The organism is Propionibacterium acidifaciens DSM 21887, from assembly GCF_000426605.1.
GTDB classification, from domain to species: Bacteria; Actinomycetota; Actinomycetes; order Propionibacteriales; family Propionibacteriaceae; genus Propionibacterium; species Propionibacterium acidifaciens.
Genome location: NZ_AUFR01000039.1, coordinates 1 through 20,202, shown reverse-complemented (window position 1 = coordinate 20,202; position 20,202 = coordinate 1). Strand labels below are relative to the sequence as shown.

At 71.2% G+C, this 20,202-nt stretch carries 19 protein-coding genes, 1 tRNA gene and 1 pseudogene; 8 read left to right on the top strand and 13 right to left on the bottom strand.

Annotated elements, in window-relative coordinates:
* Nucleotide 1 precedes the first annotated feature (1 nt).
* The gene (locus K336_RS0111285; RefSeq protein WP_081660792.1) at nucleotides 2–352 is read left to right on the top strand and encodes a transposase family protein; all 351 of its coding nucleotides are present in this window, start codon (nucleotides 2–4) and stop codon (nucleotides 350–352) included.
* 46 nt (nucleotides 353–398) lie between these two features.
* Here the strand turns inward: K336_RS0111285 and K336_RS16190 are convergent, their stop codons facing one another.
* Both K336_RS16190 and K336_RS0111275 read right to left on the bottom strand, forming a co-directional pair.
* Nucleotides 399–755 carry a hypothetical protein gene (locus tag K336_RS16190; protein WP_211223498.1) on the bottom strand — a complete coding sequence of 119 codons (357 nt, stop codon included), beginning with the start codon at nucleotides 753–755 and terminating at the stop codon, nucleotides 399–401.
* A gap of 778 nt (nucleotides 756–1,533) precedes the next feature.
* On the bottom strand, nucleotides 1,534–1,863 hold the full coding sequence (locus K336_RS0111275; RefSeq protein ID WP_021798043.1) for a VOC family protein: 330 nt from the start codon (nucleotides 1,861–1,863) through the stop codon (nucleotides 1,534–1,536).
* Between the two features lie 149 nt (nucleotides 1,864–2,012).
* On the opposite strand from K336_RS0111275, the gene K336_RS17175 reads away from it, so the two are divergent.
* From K336_RS17175 to K336_RS0111250, 5 genes are all read left to right on the top strand, one after another.
* On the top strand, nucleotides 2,013–2,510 hold the full coding sequence (locus K336_RS17175; protein ID WP_051245731.1) for a hypothetical protein: 498 nt from the start codon (nucleotides 2,013–2,015) through the stop codon (nucleotides 2,508–2,510).
* Between the two features lie 199 nt (nucleotides 2,511–2,709).
* Complete coding sequence (locus tag K336_RS16180) at nucleotides 2,710–3,171, top strand: hypothetical protein (RefSeq protein WP_051245729.1); 462 nt, start codon at nucleotides 2,710–2,712, stop codon at nucleotides 3,169–3,171.
* 182 nt (nucleotides 3,172–3,353) lie between these two features.
* Nucleotides 3,354–3,620, top strand: coding sequence for a hypothetical protein (locus K336_RS16175; protein WP_021798012.1), 267 nt, complete (start codon nucleotides 3,354–3,356; stop codon nucleotides 3,618–3,620).
* Nucleotides 3,621–3,812: 192 nt separating this feature from the next.
* Complete coding sequence (locus K336_RS0111255) at nucleotides 3,813–5,141, top strand: Ig-like domain-containing protein (RefSeq protein ID WP_162142607.1); 1,329 nt, start codon at nucleotides 3,813–3,815, stop codon at nucleotides 5,139–5,141.
* 382 nt (nucleotides 5,142–5,523) lie between these two features.
* The gene (locus K336_RS0111250) at nucleotides 5,524–6,705 is read left to right on the top strand and encodes an aminotransferase class I/II-fold pyridoxal phosphate-dependent enzyme (protein ID WP_043150938.1); all 1,182 of its coding nucleotides are present in this window, start codon (nucleotides 5,524–5,526) and stop codon (nucleotides 6,703–6,705) included.
* 36 nt (nucleotides 6,706–6,741) lie between these two features.
* On the opposite strand, the gene K336_RS0111245 is transcribed toward K336_RS0111250, so the two are convergent.
* The 9 genes from K336_RS0111245 to gdhA form a co-directional block, all read right to left on the bottom strand.
* Nucleotides 6,742–6,815: transfer RNA gene (locus tag K336_RS0111245), tRNA-Gly, on the bottom strand.
* A gap of 93 nt (nucleotides 6,816–6,908) precedes the next feature.
* Nucleotides 6,909–7,490, bottom strand: coding sequence for a type II toxin-antitoxin system PemK/MazF family toxin (locus tag K336_RS19790; RefSeq protein ID WP_043150937.1), 582 nt, complete (start codon nucleotides 7,488–7,490; stop codon nucleotides 6,909–6,911).
* A gap of 13 nt (nucleotides 7,491–7,503) precedes the next feature.
* Nucleotides 7,504–8,190, bottom strand: a complete 687-nt coding sequence (locus tag K336_RS0111235; RefSeq protein ID WP_028707077.1) for a hypothetical protein — start codon at nucleotides 8,188–8,190, stop codon at nucleotides 7,504–7,506.
* Between the two features lie 168 nt (nucleotides 8,191–8,358).
* Nucleotides 8,359–9,873, bottom strand: a complete 1,515-nt coding sequence (locus K336_RS0111230) for an acetyl-CoA hydrolase/transferase family protein (RefSeq protein ID WP_028707076.1) — start codon at nucleotides 9,871–9,873, stop codon at nucleotides 8,359–8,361.
* Between the two features lie 140 nt (nucleotides 9,874–10,013).
* Entirely contained in the window at nucleotides 10,014–11,201 is a 1,188-nt protein-coding gene (locus K336_RS0111225) for a DUF1015 family protein (RefSeq protein ID WP_028707075.1), read from the bottom strand.
* 423 nt (nucleotides 11,202–11,624) lie between these two features.
* Nucleotides 11,625–12,482, bottom strand: a complete 858-nt coding sequence (locus tag K336_RS0111220; RefSeq protein WP_021798624.1) for an aldo/keto reductase — start codon at nucleotides 12,480–12,482, stop codon at nucleotides 11,625–11,627.
* Between the two features lie 402 nt (nucleotides 12,483–12,884).
* Complete coding sequence (locus K336_RS16165; RefSeq protein WP_051245727.1) at nucleotides 12,885–13,676, bottom strand: YwiC-like family protein; 792 nt, start codon at nucleotides 13,674–13,676, stop codon at nucleotides 12,885–12,887.
* Nucleotides 13,677–13,832: 156 nt separating this feature from the next.
* Nucleotides 13,833–14,822: a methyltransferase gene (locus K336_RS0111210; RefSeq protein WP_028707074.1), complete on the bottom strand. Its 990-nt coding sequence runs from the start codon at nucleotides 14,820–14,822 to the stop codon at nucleotides 13,833–13,835.
* A 205-nt stretch (nucleotides 14,823–15,027) separates the two neighbouring features.
* Nucleotides 15,028–16,371, bottom strand: a complete 1,344-nt coding sequence (gene gdhA, locus K336_RS0111200; RefSeq protein WP_021798612.1) for an NADP-specific glutamate dehydrogenase — start codon at nucleotides 16,369–16,371, stop codon at nucleotides 15,028–15,030.
* A 486-nt stretch (nucleotides 16,372–16,857) separates the two neighbouring features.
* On the opposite strand from gdhA, the gene K336_RS0111195 reads away from it, so the two are divergent.
* A complete protein-coding gene (locus tag K336_RS0111195; RefSeq protein ID WP_021798629.1) occupies nucleotides 16,858–18,180 on the top strand; it encodes an MATE family efflux transporter in 1,323 nt (440 codons plus the stop codon).
* Nucleotides 18,181–18,193: 13 nt separating this feature from the next.
* Here K336_RS0111195 and K336_RS0111190 read toward each other — a convergent pair whose 3' ends face one another.
* Entirely contained in the window at nucleotides 18,194–18,526 is a 333-nt protein-coding gene (locus K336_RS0111190) for a DUF3024 domain-containing protein (protein WP_028707072.1), read from the bottom strand.
* A gap of 283 nt (nucleotides 18,527–18,809) precedes the next feature.
* On the opposite strand from K336_RS0111190, the gene K336_RS0111185 reads away from it, so the two are divergent.
* Nucleotides 18,810–19,967, top strand: coding sequence for an ImmA/IrrE family metallo-endopeptidase (locus K336_RS0111185; RefSeq protein ID WP_028707071.1), 1,158 nt, complete (start codon nucleotides 18,810–18,812; stop codon nucleotides 19,965–19,967).
* 55 nt (nucleotides 19,968–20,022) lie between these two features.
* On the opposite strand, the pseudogene K336_RS19020 reads toward K336_RS0111185, so the two are convergent.
* Nucleotides 20,023–20,202: pseudogene (locus K336_RS19020) on the bottom strand (hypothetical protein); the annotation flags it as partial.

The following is a 20,202-nucleotide window of genomic DNA, read 5'->3' as shown; positions in this document are numbered from 1 at the left end:
GCTGCCCGGCCGGGTCCATGATGCCCGGGCCCTCACCGAATCAGGCCTTCTCGAGGGTCCGGGCGAGACCACGACCCACGATCCGGGTTCTTCCTCCGTGCCTCACATCGCGGACAAAGGGTATGTCGGGATGGGCCTGATCACCCCTGTCAAGAAACTCCCGGGTCTTCCCCTGTCCGAGGCCGACAAGAACTTCAACCGGGCCATCGACCGGATCAGGTGGAGGATCGAACAAGTCATCGCCCACCTCAAAACATGGAAAACCCTCAAAACCGGTTATAGACGCCCCATCGACGCCCTCCCGGACGCCATCACAACAATACTCGGAATCATATTCACCTACACCCTATGAATAAGCCTCGAAGAATCCGCCTGGTATTCCACGTCGAACAGGGTCTTCACGACGTCACGTATCGCTGGGACGTCCCAGAACTCGGCGTGGGTGCCCGTCCGGGAGGGCGGCTGGGCGAGGATGGCTTGAGTTCTTCCTTCTGTGCGCGGGCGGGTTTCGCCGCGTTCTGGTTCCCGGCGTGCCCGGTGAGCACCGGGCACATCCTGGTGGCCCGCCACTCGGCCAGCCATTCCTGCACTGTCCTCTCGGCCCGCTCAACCATCTTCGCGATGATGCCGATTCCGACTCCTTCGGAGGCGTACAGGATCGCTTCTGCTTTCATCCGAACCAGCACATGATTGTCGGAACGCTTCTTCCACCTGATCAGGACGGCGGTTTCTTCCAAGGTGACCCCGACCTGCATGCCCCGATCATGTCCGAAACAGCACAGGAAATCCACGAAAAATACGGTTTCGTTTCATGTCAGCCATAGTACTGTCAATCGGTTCATCGCGGCTCAGGGATTTGCGGGGGATCTGGCGAGTCGGGCACCCAGGGCGTATCAGATGGTGATGATCCGAGTGAGTTGATGCGGCATCGGTGGTGACGGGATGACGACGAGGCGCCGCTCCGGGCTTCATCGTCAGGGTACCGTTCGTCATTTCCGGGATCTTCACTGATCATGTGGGGCGACATGGACGCTGAAGTCGCTGGTTCGGGGTGGGGGATCCTCGATAGGGGAGTGCCGGGGTGGGGTCGTCCGAACGATGATGCGGAGGCGCCGTGGCGGCTGGACGACCCATTCAGAACCCGGGCGATGCCAGGAGGACCTTGGTCGGAGGACTCCACCGGATGGGGTCTTGAACGAGCCTCCGGGTTCGGCGGCGGGCCGCTTCCTCTGTGCGCGGGGATGCCCCCGTGTGCTCCGTGTCCCTCAGCGCGTCCAGCCACCGCTTCCTCTGTGCGCGGGGATACCCCTGCGGGCGGCAGCGGGCCGGGCTCGATGAGTCTTGTTCTCGGCATCAGTGAACCAAGTTCTTATCCGGGGTTGCGCCTCTCGCCGGATCTCTCATGAATATAAGCCCGGTGGACTGGGAAGCTTGTTCACGGCACGACAGGATGGAGGCTTGACAAGTGGGAACGCTCGTGCGAACGACTCCTGATGAAAAGGTCCCGCACTGTGGCTCCGGTCGGATGCGGGGTCAGCCCCGATAGTCGGTGAAGCCCACCGTGTTGCCCCACGGATCGGTCATCTCGACGCTCCAGCCCGTGGCGATCCGGAACGCCTCGAGACCGAGCCCGGCGGCGACCGCGCGGGCGTCGTCCACCTCGAACCAGACGGTCGAGTGGCTGGGGTCGTCGGGGTCGAGCCGGAGGCACAGTCCCGCGCCGCCGTCGGCCGGGTGGAGGACCGCCACCTCCTCGCGGACGACCACCGGCCGCAGTCCGACCCGCTCCCGATACCAGTCCACGGCCCGGGCGAGGTCGGGAACCGCGAGGATGACGTTGTCGAGACGGAGGGGTTCGATCATGTCGGGGATTCTTCCAGGCCCGTCGGCGCCTGACCGGCCGGGCCCCTGCCGTTTACTGTCAAGAGGCTCTTGATAGTAAGCGGCAAGGGGCGGTAAATACAATGGTACGGGGTACGGGGTCTTCCCGGGCTCGAGAGGGGGGAATCGTCATGAATGCCGAAGGCGCCGGAAGAGCACCGCTCGCGGACCTGCCGGTCGACCGGACCTACATCGGCCGGGCCGTGCCGCGCGAGGGGAGGGGATGGTGGGTGCAACTGGAGCGCCGCACGAACCCCGACGGCCCCGAGACGGAGGTCGTCGCGGTCGGCGAGTGCGCCACGCTGGAGCGCCTCGAGGAGCGGGCCTGGGAGCTCGTCCGCTCGATCACCGACGACCCCGACGTGCGCGTCATCACGGCCCCTCGGATCGACGACGAGCTCATGATGCGCGTCGTCGGAGCATGGCGGGCGATGGCCGACGCCAAGCGGGCCGAGGCGGACGCCGCACGGCAGGTGCGCGCCGTTGTCGGGGAACTGCGCGACCTCGGCCTGTCGGTCACGGACATCGCCTTCCTCACGCACGTCTCGCGCGGACGGGTCTCGCAGCTGCTGGCCCAGGACCCGCGCCGCGGGCGCCGGTCCGGTGACGCGCGTCCCCGATCGGACTGAGCCCCGACCGGTGCTCGGCCCTACCGCGGGGTGTGAACCATGATGGGCTTCTCGGGCGCCCGTCGACGGCGCCGGACGGCGTGGGCCCGGTGCGCCCCCGGCCTCCGGGTCATGCGGTCCGCGCCCTTCCGGGGATTTCTGTCGGCCCGGGCCCGCCGCCGGGCCCGCCGCCGGACTCGCAGCCGATACGATGCATCCCATGTTGATCAGCTGTTTCGTTGCCCCCGACGATGAGCAGGCGGCGCAGGTCATCGACTGGCCCTCCGGTCCGGTCGAGCCCGCCGGCGACGCCGAGGGGCAGGACGCCTTCCCCGTGGTCGACACGAAGATCGAACCCGTGGTCACGCTGACGAAGCTGGCCGAGATCCTCAGCGGAACCCCCTACGACGAGCTGGCCGCCGACAAGCGCATCTCGACGCTGCTGGCGCAGAAGGACGAGTACGAGGTCCTCGTCCTGACCGTCTCCGATTCGGTCAAGGCGGCCCTCGCCGGCGCCTCGGACGAGGACCTCGTCCGAGCGGCGGGGCCCTGGTCGCAGATCGAGGAGTTCCACGGACTCATCGATCTCGACGACTTGCTCGAGGTGATGCGCGAACTCGGTCTTCTCGCGCGCCAGGCGGTCGACAGCGGGCACTCCATGTACGTGTGGTGGTGCGCATGACGATGGCGGGTACGACCCGTGAGGGTCGTGTCCGCCGGATCATGGCCGTGGTGGCCGTCCTCCAGGGCGTCTCGACGCTCGTCGGTTTCGTCGAGCTGCTGCTCGTGCCGTAGTGGTTCGCGCCCCAGCTCGAAGGCACCTTCTTCGCCGGCCGCCAACAGCTCGCGGCAGTCCTCCTCGGCGTGCTCGTCGGCGGCTTCCAGTGGGCGGCGCTCTGGCTCCAGGCGCGGGGCTCGCGCTGGTCCGTCCTCGCCCATGCTGCGGCCGGGCTGGTCATGACCTGCTGGATCGGCGCCGAATGCCTCGTCATCGACTCCTTCGGCTGGCCGCACGCGCTGTGGGGAGGACTGGGCGTGACCCAGCTGCTGCTCGTGTGCGTCCTCCTCGGGGTGCTGCGCGCCCCCAGCCGTGGGCGCGAATTCTCCTCGCGGGAGGGCGGGCCCCGATGATCGTCCCGCGGATAGCCGCGCCCGCGGTGGGGTCGAGACCGTCCGCATTGTGCGGACCGGCCGTGGTCTACGGACAGCCGCGCCCGCGGTGGCCCGTGAACCGGGGTCGGTCACGCACAGTCTGCGGAATATGATAGATTACTGAGAAATTCTCAGACGGACATGTTCTTCCGCAGCACAGGGAGCACCCCCATGGCCTCAGCCTTCCCTCGCCGCGGCTTCTCGAGAAGCCGCTCCCGCCTGCCCTCGGCCGTCCTCGCGTCGCTGGCGATCGTCCTCGCCTGCGTCGGCGGCCCCGTCCCGGCGGCCGTCGCCGACCCCGTGGACCCGCAGACCCCCGTGCTCGACACCGGGGTCTCGCTCGAGGACGGCCTGAAGGTCGGGGCGGCCGTGACGGTGGACCAGCAGGCCGTGCACGACCGGGCGCAGGCCGCGCTGCGCGCCCTGCGGATCAGGATGTACAACGACCCGAGCCTGCCCTTCGAGGGCAGCCTGGGGCATTCCGAGACGCTCAAGGACTACGCCGCCAAGGCCGGCTACGACTCGGCCGAGGCCTACGCCGACGCCTTCACCTGGAGCCAGGAGCTCGAGATGATCGCGATCCAGCGCGCCGCCGAGAACTCGATCACGGGCATGAGCCACGACCGGACGGCCGGCTCCTCGACCTTCACCGCCGCCCAGCGCAGCGGGACGACGAGCAACGGCGAGATCATCACCGAGTACCGGGACATCGACAGCGCCATCGACGGCGCCGGGCCCGGCTCGTGGTCCGGCGAGTACGACAGCCTGAAGGCGAACGACGGCAGGTACTCCGGCCCCGAGGTGGCCGGCCATCTGCACACCCTGCTCGATCCCGGCTACACCTGCTACGGCTTCACCTCGGCCGGCGTCTCGATGGGCGAGGCCGGGCTGGCGCAGACCTGCTCGTCCGCCACCGACCGGCCCTCCGCGTCCTCGGGCACCTATCTGGTCCCCGTCGCGATCCCCGCCGACCGGGCCGCCGACGTGGCCTACGGCTCGGACTCGCTCGACGTCGGCCGGAGCGAGCGGCTCACGGCGACCGTCTCGTATCTGAACGCCACGGACCTGCCCGTCATCGTCGACAGCTACGGCTCCTCGGACGAGAAGGTCGTCACGGTCGCCCCGGACGGCACGATGCGGGCCGTCGGCCCCGGCACCGCCACGATCACGATGGTGAGCAACGGCGTCACCCTGACGCACAGGGTCACCGTGGACGGGGCATCGCCCGTCGGGACGCCGAGCCCGACGCCGTCCGAGACGTCCAGCCCGGCCCCGATGCCGCCGCCGACCCTGGCGCCCCCGGCCGGGGGGACGTCCCCCGCCGCGCCGAGCGCGTCCGCCCCGGCGGCCGCCGACACGGCCTCCGCCACCTCGGCGAAGGGCTCGACCCTGTCGAAGCCGCTGGCCCGCACCGTGCTCAAGGGCGGGGTGACGCTCCTCTCCACCGGCCTGCTCATCCGCGGCGTCACGCTGGGGCTCGCCCGGCTGAGAAGGCCCTGACCCGTCTGCCGCCCCCGCGGGCCCGGCCCCTCGTCGGTCCTCGGAGGCGGAACACGTCGTGCACGCCGCTCCCCGCGCCGGACGGCGAGCATCCCGGCCCCTCGTCGGGCTCGTGCGGCTCGTCACCGCCCGGGGCGAGGTCTCGACGGCGCCGGGCGACCGCCACGAGGCGGCGGGCGACCGCGCGGGACAGGGAACCGTGGAGCGGTTTCGCGGTCGGCCGGGGCGATCGCGGCGCCACCCCCGGGGCGAGGAAGAACCGTCGGGGGCGTCGGAGCGGACCATTCGGCGGACCCGCGCTCGACCGGCCCGGGCGCCCGGCCTAGCCTGATGCCGCGGTCCACCGCAGCCCGGGGGTGGACGCCGAGCAAGGAGAGCCGTCATGACCACGCCGACGATCGCGCAGCGGGCCCTGTCCGCCCGGCCCTTCCACGCCATGAGCATCGGGGCGCGCGCCCGTGAGCTGGAGGCCGAGGGGATCGGCGTCGCCAAGCTGAGCCTCGGCGAGCCCTCCTTCGGCGCCCCGCCCGGGGTGCACGAGGCGCTGCGCGAGGCGATGGACGGGCGCCCCCTGCCCTACACGCCCGCCGCGGGGCTCCCTGCGCTGCGCGAGGCCGTGGCCGGGCTCTACCGCGAACGCCACGGCGTCGACCTCGATCCGCGCCGCATCCTCATCACCGCCGGCGCCTCCGCGGGCCTGCTGCTGGCGACCGCGCTCACGACCGACCCCGGCGACGAGGTCGTCATGGCCGACCCCTGCTACCCGTGCAACCGCGAGCTCGTCGACGCCTTCGGCGGCCGCGTGGCGCTCGCGCCGACGACCCCCGCCACGCGCTACCAGCTCGACCGGGCCGTCATGGAGGCGGCCTGGAGCGGGCGCACCGCCGCCGTGCAGCTGGCGACGCCCTCGAACCCGACGGGCACCACCATCGCCTTCGACGAGCTCGAGGCCGTCTGCGGGTCGGCCCGCGAGCGCGGCGCCTGGCGCATCGTCGACGAGATCTACCTGTCGCTGGCCGATCCGGCTCCGGACGGCTCGTCCGCCCGCACGGCCCTCGAGGCCGATCCGGACGCCGTCATCGTGTCCTCGTTCTCGAAGTACTTCGGCATGACGGGCTGGCGCCTGGGTTGGCTGGTGCTGCCCGAGGCGCTCGTCGGGCCGGCCGACGACCTGGCCGTCAACTTCTTCCTGTGCGCCTCGACGCCGACGCAGCTCGCCGCGGTGTCGTGCTTCACGCCCTCCTCGCTCGCCGCGTGCGAGGACCGCAGGCTCGAGCTCCTGGCCCGCCGGGGCATCGTCCTCGACGGGCTCGAGCGGATCGGGCTGCCGGTGCCCGTGCGCCCCGACGGCGCCTTCTACGCCTACTTCGACGTCAGCGGCACCGGGTTGGACGCGTGGACCTTCTGCGAGCGGGCCCTCGAGGAGGCGCACGTGGCCCTCACCCCCGGCCTGGACTTCGGCCCGGCGACCGGCGACACCCACGTGCGCCTGTCCTACGCGGCCGGCAGGGACGAGCTGGCCGAGGGGCTGGAGCGGCTGGGCGGCTTCGTCGCCGGGCTGTGAGGGCTCCGGGCCCGGAGACCCGGACCCTGGAGGGGATGGAGCGGGCGACGGGAATCGAACCCGCGTGTCCAGCTTGGGAAGCTGGCGCTCTACCATTGAGCTACGCCCGCGATGCCGTGAGGCTGGCCCACACTCTAGCGCATCCGTCCGGGGCTCCGACACCGGCCGTCTCCGCCCTCCGCTGGGTTCGTCGGCGGGGCGCGTCAGTCGTTCCAGTGCTTGTCCACCTCGGCGGCGACGACGTCGAAGCGGTCCTTCGCCAGCCTGCCCGCCAGACGCCGTACGTTGTCCGGGTCGACGCGGAGGATGCGGTCGGTGCGCACCTCGGAGTCGCGGTGCCGGGAGTCCCAGTCGCCCGAGCCGATGTTGCACCACCAGCGGCCCTCGCGGTGCTCCCGGTCCGCCCGGTCGTCGTGGTCCTGGCTGGTGAGCATGAGGCCGAGCAGCCAGTCGCCGTCGCGCCCCACGATGAGCACCGGCCGGTCCTTGCCCTGCGAGTAGTCCTCCTCGAACGGCACCCAGGTCCACACGACCTCGCCGGGATCGGCCATCCGGTCGGGGTGCGGGTCGTAGCTCAGCTGGGGCCTGCGGTCGTAGTCGCCGGGGTAGCCCTTCGTCGGGCGCGGGCCCCGCTGCGCCGCGGTCCCGTGGACCCCCGTCCGCCCGGCGCGCGGGGCCGGGACGAGCCCGGGGCACCTGCGCGGGCCACGGGCCGCCTCGCCGAGGGATGCGCGCAGCACGTCGCGGGCGATGCGTCCGAGCGCGTTCCGGACCTGGTCGGCCACGGGCTCTCCCCTCTCACTGGAATCGGGGCAGGCGACCGTAGAAGACGGGCCCGCCGGTGTCCTCGCTCCTCGGGGCCGGCGCGCGCAGCGCCTCCCAGGCGTCGAGGTAGTCCGTCATGCCGCGGGCGCGCGCCAGCACCGCGCCGGCGGCCGCAAGCGGGATCGCCGCGCACGCCAGCGGGTTGAACAGCGCGCCCGGGCACGCGGCCGCCAGCGCGACGAGCGACAGCCGCCGCGCGAGCCGCTCGCCCGTCCACGCCTGGTAGGCCGCCACGCACGGCGCCCCCACCATCACGACGACGAGCGCCGCCAGTGCCAGGACGAGGGCGATGGAGCCCGCGCCCCCGGGCCTCGGGTCGAGCCAGCCGACGATCCACGCCGAGCGGTCGAAGCCCGCCACGTGCATGGCGCGCCACCAGTACAGGGCGTAGCCGAGGCCGCTCGCCCCCGCCGCCGCGTAGAGGCAGCACTGGAGCGCGACGAGCGCACCCGTGCGGTGCGGCTCCCCGGTGCGGGCCGACACGGGCACGCCGTGGTGCATCTCCTCCAACGGGGGCAGCGTCTCGACACGATGGTCGGGGGCCAGCCCGATGCCCTGCGGTTCGTTCGTGCCGTCGGGCGCCGGGGCGGGGGCGGCCGGTGCGGGGGAGTGGGCCCACTCGTCCGTCCGCGCGTCCGGGCTGCTCTGGTCGGAACTCATCGCTCGGGGCTCACCTCGTCTGCTTCTCGTCTGACGGGCCGGTCGGGCTGCGGCCCTCGCCCAGCCTATGCCACCGCCGGGCACGGCGGACGGACTGCGCCGGCGGCGGCCGTCGGCAGTACGAGGGGGACCACCCGACGGGTGGTCCCCCTCGTACTGCCGAGGACGTCAGCTCAGCCTCATCGTGCCGTTCTCGAGGAAGCTGCGGTGGAAGTCGAAGCTGTGCGCCAGGTCGTGCGGCGTGTGCTTGGCCTTCGAGGACGCCAGCGCGGCCTCGTAGTACTCGGTCAGCTGCGCCCGGTAGTCCGGGTGGGCGCAGTTCTCGATGATCTTCCGGGCCCGCTGGCGGGGGGCCAGGCCGCGCAGATCGGCGAGGCCCTGCTCGGTGATGATGACCATGACGTCGTGCTCGGTGTGGTCGACGTGGCTGGCCATCGGGACGATCGCCGAGATGGCGCCGTTCTTGGCGGTCGACGGGGAGACGAACGCCGAGATGTAGGCGTTGCGCGTGAAGTCGCCCGAGCCCCCGATGCCGTTCATCATCCGGGTGCCGCACACGTGGGTGGAGTTCACATTGCCGTAGATGTCGGCCTCGATCATGCCGTTGCAGCTCAGCACGCCGAGACGGCGGATGACCTCCGGGTGGTTCGAGATCTCCTGCGGGCGCAGGACGATGGACCTGCGGTACTTCTCCGCGCCCTCGTTCATCTTGTGCGCGTACTCGGGGCTCAGCGAGAAGGCCGTGGCGGAGGCGACGGTCAGCTTGCCAGCGTCGATGAGGTCGACCATGCCGTCCTGGATGACCTCGGTGTAGCTGGTGAGGTTCTCGAGATCGGACTTCAGCAGGCCGTCGAGCACCGCGTTCGGGATGTTGCCCACGCCCGACTGGAGCGGCAGCAGGTTCTTCGGCATGCGGCCGTGCTCGACCTCGTTGGCGTAGAAGTCGAGCAGATATCCGGCGATGGCGCGCGAGTCGTCGTCGATCGGCTTGAACGGCGAGTTGCGGTCGGGGTCCTCGGTCTCGATGACCGCGACGACCTTGCTCGGGTCGAGCGTCAGGAAGGCGTCGCCGATGCGGTCGCCGGGGTTCGTGATCGGGATGGCGGGGCGGTTGGGCGGCGTGAGGTAGCCGTTCCACACGTCGTGCATGCCCTCCAGCTCGAGGGACTGCCAGGAGTTGACCTCGATGATGACCTTCTCGGCCATGTCGAGGTAGGTCTTGTTGTTGCCCACCGAGGAGGTCGGGACGATGCTGCCATCCTCGGTGATGCGGGTGGCCTCGACGGCGGCGAAGTCGAGCCTGCCGCAGAAGCCCTCGGCCACGAGCTGGGCCGAGTGCGACAGGTGGATGTCGGTGTAGCGGATCGTGCCGTCGTTGATCTTCTTGCGAAGGGTCGGATCGGACTGGTACGGCATGCGCCAGCCCATGCCGTCGACCTCGGCGAGCACGCCGTCGAGCTCGGGGGCGGTGGAGGCGCCGGTGAACGCGTTCACGGTGAAGTCCTCGCCGGCCTCGTGCGCAGCCTTGATACGGGCGGCGAGAGCCTTCGGGAGCTCCTTGGGGTAACCGGATCCGGTGAATCCGCCGAAGCCGATCTGGGCTCCGGCCGGGATGAGGGCGGCTGCCTCGTCCGCGCTCATCACCTTGCCGCGCAGCTGTGCGTTGGCAATGCGGTCAGTCATAGTTCCTCTCCTGGTCCGTGGCCGCGCACGCCCGATGGCGCACTGGCCGTCGCCTTGACTTTATCGTGACGGACCGTCGCGATGAGCGGCAGGGCGGAGGACCCGCGCGACGACGTCGGCCCGGCGCGGCCACTCGCCGCTCAGCTCAGCGAGGCGGTGGGGCGCATGACGAAGCCGGTGCGCAGCTTCGGGGTGAAGAAGGTCGACTTCGGCGGCATGAGCAGGCCCTCGCGGGCGGTGCGCATGATCTCGTCGAGGCCCGTCGGGCGGATGAGGATGCCGGCGGCGTGATCCTTGACGGCCCTGCGCATCTCGTCCAGGCCGTGCTGGTAGCCGAGGACGACGCCGGTGCCGTCCAGGGCCCGCTCGAGCCAGGCGCCGTCGAGGGCGCGGACGCCGGCGAAGGCGCCCGGCCGGGCGATGAGCCAGCTCGCCCGACCGTCGGGGGGCAGGAGCACGAGGCGGCCCTGCGCGACCATGGCGGCCAGGGTGGCCGGGGTCGGCTCCCCGTCGAGGGGCTCGAGGGTGAAGAAGCGCTCCAGCGCGGCGACCAGGTCGTCCCAGGCGACGCCGTCGAGCAGGCGGTGGATGGCCTCGATCGACAGCTGGTCGTCCACGAGCTCGTTGACGAAGGTCAGCGTCAGCTCGGCGTCGGTGTCGGTGCGGCCGGTGGCGGCTCGGACCTCGTCGCGGTAGCTGCGCGAGATCGTGTAGCGGTGGTGGCCGTCGGCGATGAGGACGTCGTCGGAGCCGATGATCGCGCTGATCGCGGCGATGCGCCGCGGATCGGTGACGCGCTCGACGGTGTGACGGACGCCGTCGACGACGATCCCGCCGACCGGCTCGGCCGGCTCCCGGAGGGCCTCCGTGAGCCCCGGGGCCGGCGACAGCCCCCACACGGGCGAACCGTTCGTGGCGGTGGCCCGGGTCAGGTCGAGGCGGTCGGTGACCGCCTTCTTCGTCGTGCGCTCATGGGGGAGCACGCCGCCTGCGCCCTCGTCGACGACCTCCAGGCCGCCGAGCACGCCGGAGATGACGCGGTCGGCGCCCGTGGCGTCGGTGAAGGCCATCCGGTAGATCGTGAAGCTGGGCCGCTCGTCGGGCACCATGACGCCCTCGGCGAGCCACCGCCGCAGGGTGGCGGCGGCCCGCTCGTAGCGGTCGCCGTCGCCGCGAGGGTCGTCGACCCAGGCGATGTTGTGCGGGTCGCGGGCCTTCAAAGCCTCGACATCGGCGTCGCTCAGCACGTCGTAGGGCGGCGCGATGACGGCGTCGAGGTCGGTCTGCGGGGCGTAACGGAGTGCGTGGAAGGGTTCGAAGCGCGGCATGCGACCAAGGCTAGCGGGGCCCGCGCCCATCGGCCCGACCGCGCGCGGGCCAGCCGGCCAGCGTGCTCGCCACCGCGGGCCCCGCGCCCACCGATCCGCCCACCCTTGGCGGGCCCTGGGTGGGCGGATCCGGCCTGGTGGGCGGGTTCGGGTCGCGGAAGCGGAACCGCCTGAGCCTCGACTTCCTGCGGCTCCCAGGCAGACAGGTCCGGATGGCTCGCCAACACCGGCATCTCCACCCGGCTGCTTCGGCTCCCGGACGGGCGAGCCCGGGGTAGTTGCCGGCGAGACCGGTCGGTAGATCGCCCTGCGGCCTCCAGACGGGCGGGTCCGGGGCTGCGCGAGCCGTGCCCGCGTGCCGTCATCCCGGGGCGGCTCCCGGACGGGCGGGTCAGGGGCGCCCTGCTTGTGAGGCGCTCGGTCTCAGGGGCGCTCCGTCCACTGCACCATGTCGGGGTGGCTTCCCTGGCGCTCGCCGCGGTCGAGGGCGCTCACCGCGTCCATCTGGGCTGGCGAGAGCGCGAAGTCGAACAGCTGCGCGTTCTCGACGATGCGCTCGCGGTGCATCGACTTGGGGAAGACGACGTCGCCGCGCTGGATGTGCCAGCGCAGGACGACCTGGGAGGCCGTGCGGCCCAGCTCGGCGCCGATCGCCAGGATCGTCGGGTCGCAGGCGACCTTGCCGCGGGCCAGCGGCGACCAGGCCTCGGTGACGATGCCCATCTGGGCGTGCAGGGCCCGCAGCGGCTCCTGGGTGAGGTAGGGGCTGATCTCGATCTGGTTGACGGCCGGGGCGATGCCGGTGGCGTCGGTGATCTCGCGCAGGTGCTCGGCCTGGTGGTTCGAGACGCCGATCGCCCGGACTCGGCCGGACTGGAGGATCTCGATCATTGTGCGCCAGGTCTCGACGATGTTCGTCACCGCGGCCATCGGCCAGTGGACGAGGAAGAGGTCGAGGCGCTCCAGGCCCAGCTCCGTGAGGCTCCGGTCGAGGGAGCGCAGGGCGTCGTCGTGGCCGTGGTTGCCGTTGTCGAGCTTGCTCGTGACGAACAGCTCGTCGCGGTCGATGCCGCTGGCGGCGAGCGCGCGGCCCACGCCGGCCTCGTTGCCGTACATCTGGGCGGTGTCGATGTGGCGGTAGCCGGCCTCGAGCGCCTCGGAGACGACACGCTCGGCCTCCTCGGGCGGCACCCTGTAGGTGCCGAAGCCGAACTGCGGGATCTCGACGACGCCGTTGACGGCGTTGCTGAGTCTGAGCATCGGTGCGGGGACTGCGGTCATGCCACCACCGTAATCGGCTGTCCGGCCAGAGTCGATTGTCCGACCCGTCCGGTGGTTTCCGCGGGATGACGTGCAGGCCCGGCGGGGCGGGTGGGGAGCGGATCCGGTGTGCGCTCCCGCGGACGGAGTGCAGGAACGCGGGGCCGGGGCCTGCGCCGGGGCCGGGCAATGTCAGGCGGAGCGCTCGGCCGGATGGCATGAGAGGGGACTCGTGCAGGCCCTCGGGCGTCCGCGACCTTTCGCGGCTCAGGGCCCCGGCGACACGGGGCGAGTGGGGCGTGACGTCCGGGGGCATGGGATGCCCCGCCGACGCGCTCCTCTCCGACTGCGGGGCGGGCCTTCCAGACGTCCGGGGCCGTGACGTCCCCCCTTCCCCCCGCGGCCGGTGGGCCGGGCGGCTCCTCAGGTCAGCCCGCAGGCGATGGCCGCTGCGCTGAGGGCGATCTCGACGACCCCCAGCGTCCCCGGTCGGAAGGTGAGGCCGTTGTCCTGGAGCCGCTTCATGGCCGTCGTGCGCGCCAGGGCCACTGCGAAGAAGACGATCCACCACGGTGAGCCGGTGCCGAGCCAGGGCCCGCACAGGACGACGGCAGCGGCGAACCAGGCCGCGTGCCAGAGAACCGAGTTGCGGGCGGCGGCCGGGTTGTTCCGCTCCCGGATGAGGGACTTCACGTGGAGGACCGTCCCGGCGAAGTAGCCGTACAGCAGCAGGCCGGTCAGGCCGTCGTGCAGGCCCGGGGCGAGCGGCGGCCAGCCGCCGCAGCGCAGCACGTAGAACATGAGGCAGGCCGCGGCGACGGTCGTCATGCCCGAGGTGACCGAGCGCTCCTCGTGGTTGCGCACGAGCGCGAGTGCCACGACGACGAGGGGCACGAAGCCGACGAGCCAGACGGCCAGGCAGAGCCCGTGCAGTGCCAGGATTGCCAGTCCGCTCGCCGCGCAGACGGCGAGGTAGGTGAGGATCGGGGTGCGCAGGCCCGCACGGCGCCGGGCCGGCGTCTTGATCCAGGTGACGGTCTGCGCGAACAGGCAGTAGCCGACGATCCACAGGACGGCCAGCGGGATCCACCACAGGGGCAGGCCGGTCGCGCGCTGGCGGGTCAGGGCGCCGACGACGAACGGGACGACGAGCATCGCCCAGGCGCCGTGCTGATTCGGCAGCCACCGCTTCTTCCAGTTCCTCGACCCGGTCACGGGCGCACGATAACGGCGATCCGGGCGCGACGGGGAGTCCCGAAGTCCGGGGTCCGGGACGTCGCCGCGTCGGGGACCGGGCGGCGCGGCCCCGGCGGTCGCCGCGGGGCGGAGGTCTGCCGCGAGGGCGACCGCTCCCCGGAGCATGGACGGTTCTCAGCGGGCGACCGAGCGGGTGACCGTGTAGAAGGGGTTCTGCCGGACGACGACCGTCGGGCCGACCTTCTCGGCCAGCCGCCTGCGCCAGGGCAGGTGCGAGTTGTGGACGCACCACATCCGCCCGCCGGGGCGCAGCAGGCGGGCGGCGTCGTCGAACATGGCCAGAGCCGGTTCGGAGTCCTTGGCGATGCCGCGGTGGAAGGGCGGGTTGGTGACGATGACGTCGAGGCACTCCGGGGGCCAGTCGTGCAGCGCGGCGGCCCAGTGCGCCTCCACGGCCACGCCGTTGGCCTCGGCCGTCAGCAGCGTCGAGGCGACGGCGGCGCGGCTCACGTCGACGGCGCGGACCCGTGCGCCCGGGTTGGCGCGGGCCAGCAGGGTGGCCAGAACGCCCGAGCCGCAGCCCAGGTCGAGCAGCTCGTCGCCGTGGATGTCGGGGCACAGCTCGGCGAGCAGGCGGGTGCCGTCGTCCACCCGGTTCGTGGCGAAGACCTCGCCGTGCGCGATGACGCCGATGCCCAGCTCGGGGTGGGTGCGCTCGCGTGGCCAGCGCAGGCGGCGCCTCCGCGGCCCCGAGGCGCGCAGGGCCCGGCACTTCGCGACGCCGAGGGAGGCCGAGACCGTGTCGAAATGGCGTCCGAGGACGTCGTTCATCGAGTGCGTCATGGCCCTCTGACGGCCGGCCGAGACGACCCGTACCCGCGGGTCGGCCCATGCGGCGATGCGTTCGGCGTAGTCGTCGAGGGCCGACAGGGCCTTGGGCAGGCGCAGCCACACGAGATCGACGCCGGCCAGCGACGACTCGTCGAAGTCCTCGAGCAGCAGCCCGGCGGGCACCGTGCCGGCATCGCGGCGGTCGTCGCACCACAGGCTCACCCGCGGCGCGGCCCGCCGCGCCGCCTCGACGAGGCCCGGGGCGTTGACGACGAGCACGTGCTCGGCGCGCTCGGGCGATTCGGCGGCGATGAGGCGCTCGACAGGATCCATGGGGGCAAATTTATCCGTCCTGCGGGGCCGCGAGCGGCACGGTGGTGTTCCGGAGCTGCGGTGCGAGCGGTTGTCCGTGCGTCATCCGCGGGTCGGGGCTGTCGGCCGCGTTCGGGGCCGCGAGGGCGTCCGGCGGCGGCACGACGCAGGAGGCGGCCGCCCGGTGGACGGCCGCCTCCTGTCGGAACGGTTGCGCGGGCGCCGATCAGACCAGGCCGAAGTCGAGCATGGCGTCGGCGACCTTGGTGAAGCCGGCGATGTTCGCGCCGACGACGTAGTCGCCGGGATGGCCGTACTCCTCGGCCGTCGCCCGGCAGGTGTCATGGATGTTGTCCATGATCGCGTGCAGCTCGGCGTCGGTCTTCTCGAAGGTCCACGATTCGCGGGCGGCGTTCTGCTGCATCTCGAGACCGCTGGTGGCGACGCCGCCGGCGTTGGAGGCCTTGCCGGGGGCGTAGAGGACGCCGGCGGACTGGAAGGCGTGGAAGGCCTCGGGGGTGCAGGGCATGTTGGCGCCCTCGGCGACGACCTGGACGCCGTTGGCGATGAGGGCCTTGGCGTCGTCCAGGTTCAGCTCGTTCTGGGTGGCGCAGGGCAGGGCGATGTCGGCCTTGATCTGCCAGATGCCGCCCTTGCCGGCGGGCGTGAAGGTGGCGGAGGCGCGCTCGTCGGCGTAGGTGCTGATGCGCTCGCGGCGCTGCTCCTTGACGGACTGGAGGAGGGCGACATCAATGCCCTTCTCGTCGACGACCAGGCCGGAGGAGTCGGAGCAGGCCACGACGGTGGCGCCGAGCTCCTGGGCCTTCGCGATGGCGTAGATGGCCACATTGCCCGAGCCCGACACGACGACGCGCTTGCCGTCGAAGGAGTCGTTCTTCGTGCCGAGCATGCGGTCGGCGAAGTAGACGGTGCCGAAACCGGTGGCCTCGGTGCGGGCGAGCGAGCCGCCCCAGTCGAGTCCCTTGCCGGTGAGGACGCCCGCGTCGAAGCGGTTGGTGATGCGCTTGTACTGGCCGAACAGGTAGCCGATCTCGCGGCCGCCCACGCCGATGTCGCCGGCGGGGACGTCGGTGTTGAGGCCGATGTGGCGGTACAGCTCGGTCATGAAGGACTGGCAGAAGCGCATGACCTCGGCGTCCGACCTGCCGTGCGGGTCGAAGTCGGAGCCGCCCTTGCCGCCGCCCATGGCCAGGCCGGTGAGGGAGTTCTTGAAGATCTGCTCGAAACCGAGGAACTTGATGATGGAGAGGTTGACGTTCTCGCGGAACCGCAGGCCGCCCTTGTAGGGGCCGAGCGCCGAGCTGAACTCGATGCGGAAACCGCGGTTGACCTGGACCTTGCCGGAGTCGTCGACCCACGGCACGCGGAACATGATCTGGCGGTCGGGCTCGGTGACCCGCTCAAGGATCGCGGCGTCGAGGTACTCGGGCTTGCGCTCGAGCGCGGGCTCGATGCTCTCGAAGACCTCCTTGACCGCCTGGTGGAACTCGGGCTGGCCGGGGTTGCGGTCCAGGACCCCGTCGTAGATGGACTGAACGGCTTCGCGCATTGGCGTGGCTCCTTGTCGCTTTCGGATGTCCGGCTCCTCGCCGGTGACACCACCGAATATGGCACCAGCGCACGCCGGTTGAGAAGCCATCTCATGTCTTGACGTCAAGATATTTGTAACGATTGTGTTTCACCCCCGTGCGGCCCGGATGAGGTGCAGCGGGCCCGTGACGCCGATGAGGCCGACGTCGCCCCGGGCCGCGTCAGGGGGCAGGTGGGGCCGCCGGTCGTGGGCGTCTCCGTCTGCCGTCTCCGGTCCGTCTGCCGTCTCCGGCTGCGGCCGTGTTCGATGTCGAGCGGCTCGTGCGCCCGCGCGCCCGGGGGACGCCTCCGACGCGGTCGTCCCTCCAGCCCCGGAGCTCGGCGTGCGTCCGCGCGCCCGCGGGTGTCTCGTGGAGCCGAACTGGATCCCGGCGTGCTGCGAACGTGCGCCCGCGCGCCCGGGGGGCGCCTCCGTCTGCGTCGCGGCCGGGTAGCCTGCCTGTCCGTGGCCCTGTGGACGAGAACCGACCGTGACCTGCTGTCGCTGGCCCTGCCCACCTTCGCCACGCTCGTCTCCGAGCCGCTGCTCGTCATGGCCGACACCGCCTTCATCGGGCACGTCGGCGCCGTGCCGCTGGCCGGGCTGGGGCTGGGAGGCAACGTGCTGGGCGTCATCACGGGCCTGTGCGTCTTCCTGGCCTACTCGACGACCAGCGTCGTCGCCCATCGCCTCGGTGCCGGGCGCGACCGGGCCGCCTACGAGGCCGGACGAGACGGCATGGCCCTGGGCGGGACGCTCGGCGTCGTCCTCGCGGCACTGCTCGCCTGGCTCGCCCCGACGGTCGTCGGCTGGTACGGGCCGGCCTCCGACGTCGCCGCCGCGGCCGTCACCTATCTGCGGATCGTCGCGGCCGGGCTGCCCTTCCAACTCGTCGTGCTCGCCTCGACCGGGCTGCTGCGCGGCCTGCAGGACACCCGGACGCCGATGGCCGTGGCGATCGGCGTCAATGTGACGAACATCGGCCTGGACGCCCTGCTCATCAACGGCCTCGGCCTGGGCATCGCCGGCTCGGCGACCGCCACGGCCGCCGCCCAGGGGCTGTCGTGCATCGTGCTCGTGGCGGTCATCGTCCGCCGCTGCCGGGGGCTCGGCCTGGGGCTGCGCCCGAGCCCGCGCGGCATGGGCGCGGCGGCCTCGGCCGGCGGTTGGCTGGTGCTGCGCACCGCCACCCTGTGGTTCTCGCTCACGGCGACGACCGTCGTCGCCACCGGGCTCGGCTCGCTGACGCTGGCCGCCCACCAGGTGACGAACTCGCTGTACTCCTTCCTCACCTTCGCCCTCGACTCGCTGGCCATCGCCTGCCAGGCCCTCATCGGGCACCGGCTCGGCGCGGGCGGGACGGCCGGGGCGCGGACCGTCATGGCGCGCGCCCTCGGCTGGGGCTGCGTGCAGGCCGCCGTCCTCGGTCTGGTCCTCGTCGCCGTGCGGCCCTGGCTCGCGCGGCTGTTCACCTCCGACGCCGCCGTGCAGCGACTCGTCATGCACTCCTTCGTCGTGCTCGCCGCGATCATGCCGCTGGCCGCGCTCGTCTTCGTGCTCGACGGGGTGCTCATCGGCGCCGGCGACACCCGCTACCTGGCGCTGGCCGGCCTGTTCGTCGCGGCCTGCCACCTGCCGATGCTCGCGGCCGTCGCCCACTGGTGCACCGGCGGGCCGGCCGGGCTGGTCTGGCTGTGGACGGCCTACGCAGGTTTCCTCGCCGCCCGCGCCCTGACGCTCACCCTGCGCGCCCGGACGGGCCGCTGGCTGCGCACCGGGGCGGGGTGAGGCGGGGCCCGGGTCAGCCCCAGAGGATCGGGTCCTGGCAGGTGTCGAGGACGTCGAGGACGCCCTGCACCGCCCGGGTCGGCTGGAACCGGTCGTACTCGTGGAAGCGCGAATTCCGGTCGGCCCAGTACAGGCTCCACAGTCCGGTGGCCCTGGTACAGCGGAACCGCGCGACGGGCGTGGAGATCCAGTCGCCCTCGCCGCCCCAGGGCGGCCGCGACTGGCTGGTCGTGACGCGCCGGTCGGCGACCTCGGCCCCGACGCGCACCCGACTGCGGAACGGGGCCGGGACCCGGTTGTCGCACCAGCGCTGGATCCGAGCGGCATCGGGTTCGGGCGGTGGCATGCCACCCGGCCTATGAGGGATTGACGGTCAAGTCGAGGCGGGGGACGCCCGGGCTGCGGCGTCCGGCTCGCGCAGGGGGTCGTGTGCTGGCCGGACGGGCCCGGTGTTGTCCGTTGGGCGAGTTCCCAGGTGCGGTTACAAGAAGTGATGCTTGACTTGGAGGCAGAGGTGGCAGCGGAACCATTGGAAGCGATGGAACCATTGAAAGGGTGCGGCTCTCGGTGTGGTGAACGTTCGCGCCGGGCCCAGAGCATCCCGAGCCCGCCGGAACAGGAGGTGTCTGGTGGTCGTCCATGTCGATGTCGCTCCGGCGCTGCTCCGCTGGGCGGTCGAGCGGGCCGGCTGGGACGAGGAGACGACGGCCCGGCGCGCACCGCAGTTCACCAAGTGGGTCAGGGGCGAGACCCGGCCAACACTCAAACAGCTCGAGACGTTCGCCAAGAACACCCACGCACCGTTCGGATTCCTGTTCCTGCCGGAACCGCCGGACGAACCACTGCCGATCCCGGACATGCGCACCATCGGCAACGTCGGGGTGCTTCGTCCCTCCGTGGACCTTCTCGACACGATCTACCTGTGCCAGAGGCGCCAGGACTGGTACCGAGATTACGCGTCCGACAACGGGGCAGAGCCGCTCGATTTCGTCGGGTCTGCGACACTGGACACACCGCCGGCCCGGGTTGCCGGTGACATCGCTGAGAGGCTCGACTTCGGCGTTGAGGAACGGCAGAAACTCTCCGGCAACGAGAAGGTCCGGCGTGGTCTGATCGACCGCATCGAGAACATCGGCGTCCTCGTCATGGTCAATGGCGTGGTGGGCGCCGACACGCACCGCAAACTCGACCCGGCGGAGTTCCGCGGGTTCGCGCTCTCCGATCCGCTCGCGCCTTTGATCTTCGTCAACGGCGCGGACGCGAAGGCGGCACAGCTGTTCACCCTCGTTCACGAACTGGCGCACATCTGGCTCGGACGCAGCGCACTGTCGGAGGCCGCCATGGACTCCCGGGAGGGGAGAACCGAGGAGCAGTGGTGCAACAGCGTGGCAGCCGAGGTCCTTCTCCCGCTCAATGACCTTCGCTCTGATTACGGCGGGCAGGTGACCGTTGAGGAGCTCGAACGCTTGGCGAAGCGCTACAAGGTCAGCACCTTGGTCGTGCTCAAACGCATCTTCGATGCCGGCTTCCTGACCTGGGACGAGTACACCGAACGCTACCGCGGCGAGTACGAGCGGGTCATGAGCCTCGTCAAGGACAAGAACGGGGACAGCGGCGGGGGCAACTACTACAAGACCCAGCCCCTGCGGTTGAGTCGTCAGTTCGCCAAGGCCGTCATCTCCAGCACCCTCGAAGGATCCACCACCTACCGGGAGGCCTATCAGCTGCTCGGGACGAAGAAACACGCGACCTTCGAGGGTCTCGCTGAAGAGCTGAGGGCCGCATGATGTTCCTCCTCGACGCCAACGTCCTCATCGAGGCGAAGAACCGCTACTATGGCCGTCATGAAACAAAATCGTTTCTGGTTTCGCGGAGTGGGAGGTTTTCGAAGTCGTAGTCGAATGTTCGGCTGGCGATGTATGAGGCGAACGCGCCGAAGGTTTCTTCGGGGGTCTCGTGCTGAATGTTCGCGATGTTGTTCTTGGCCGCGTTCCAGACGTGCTCGACCGGGTTGTGGTCGGG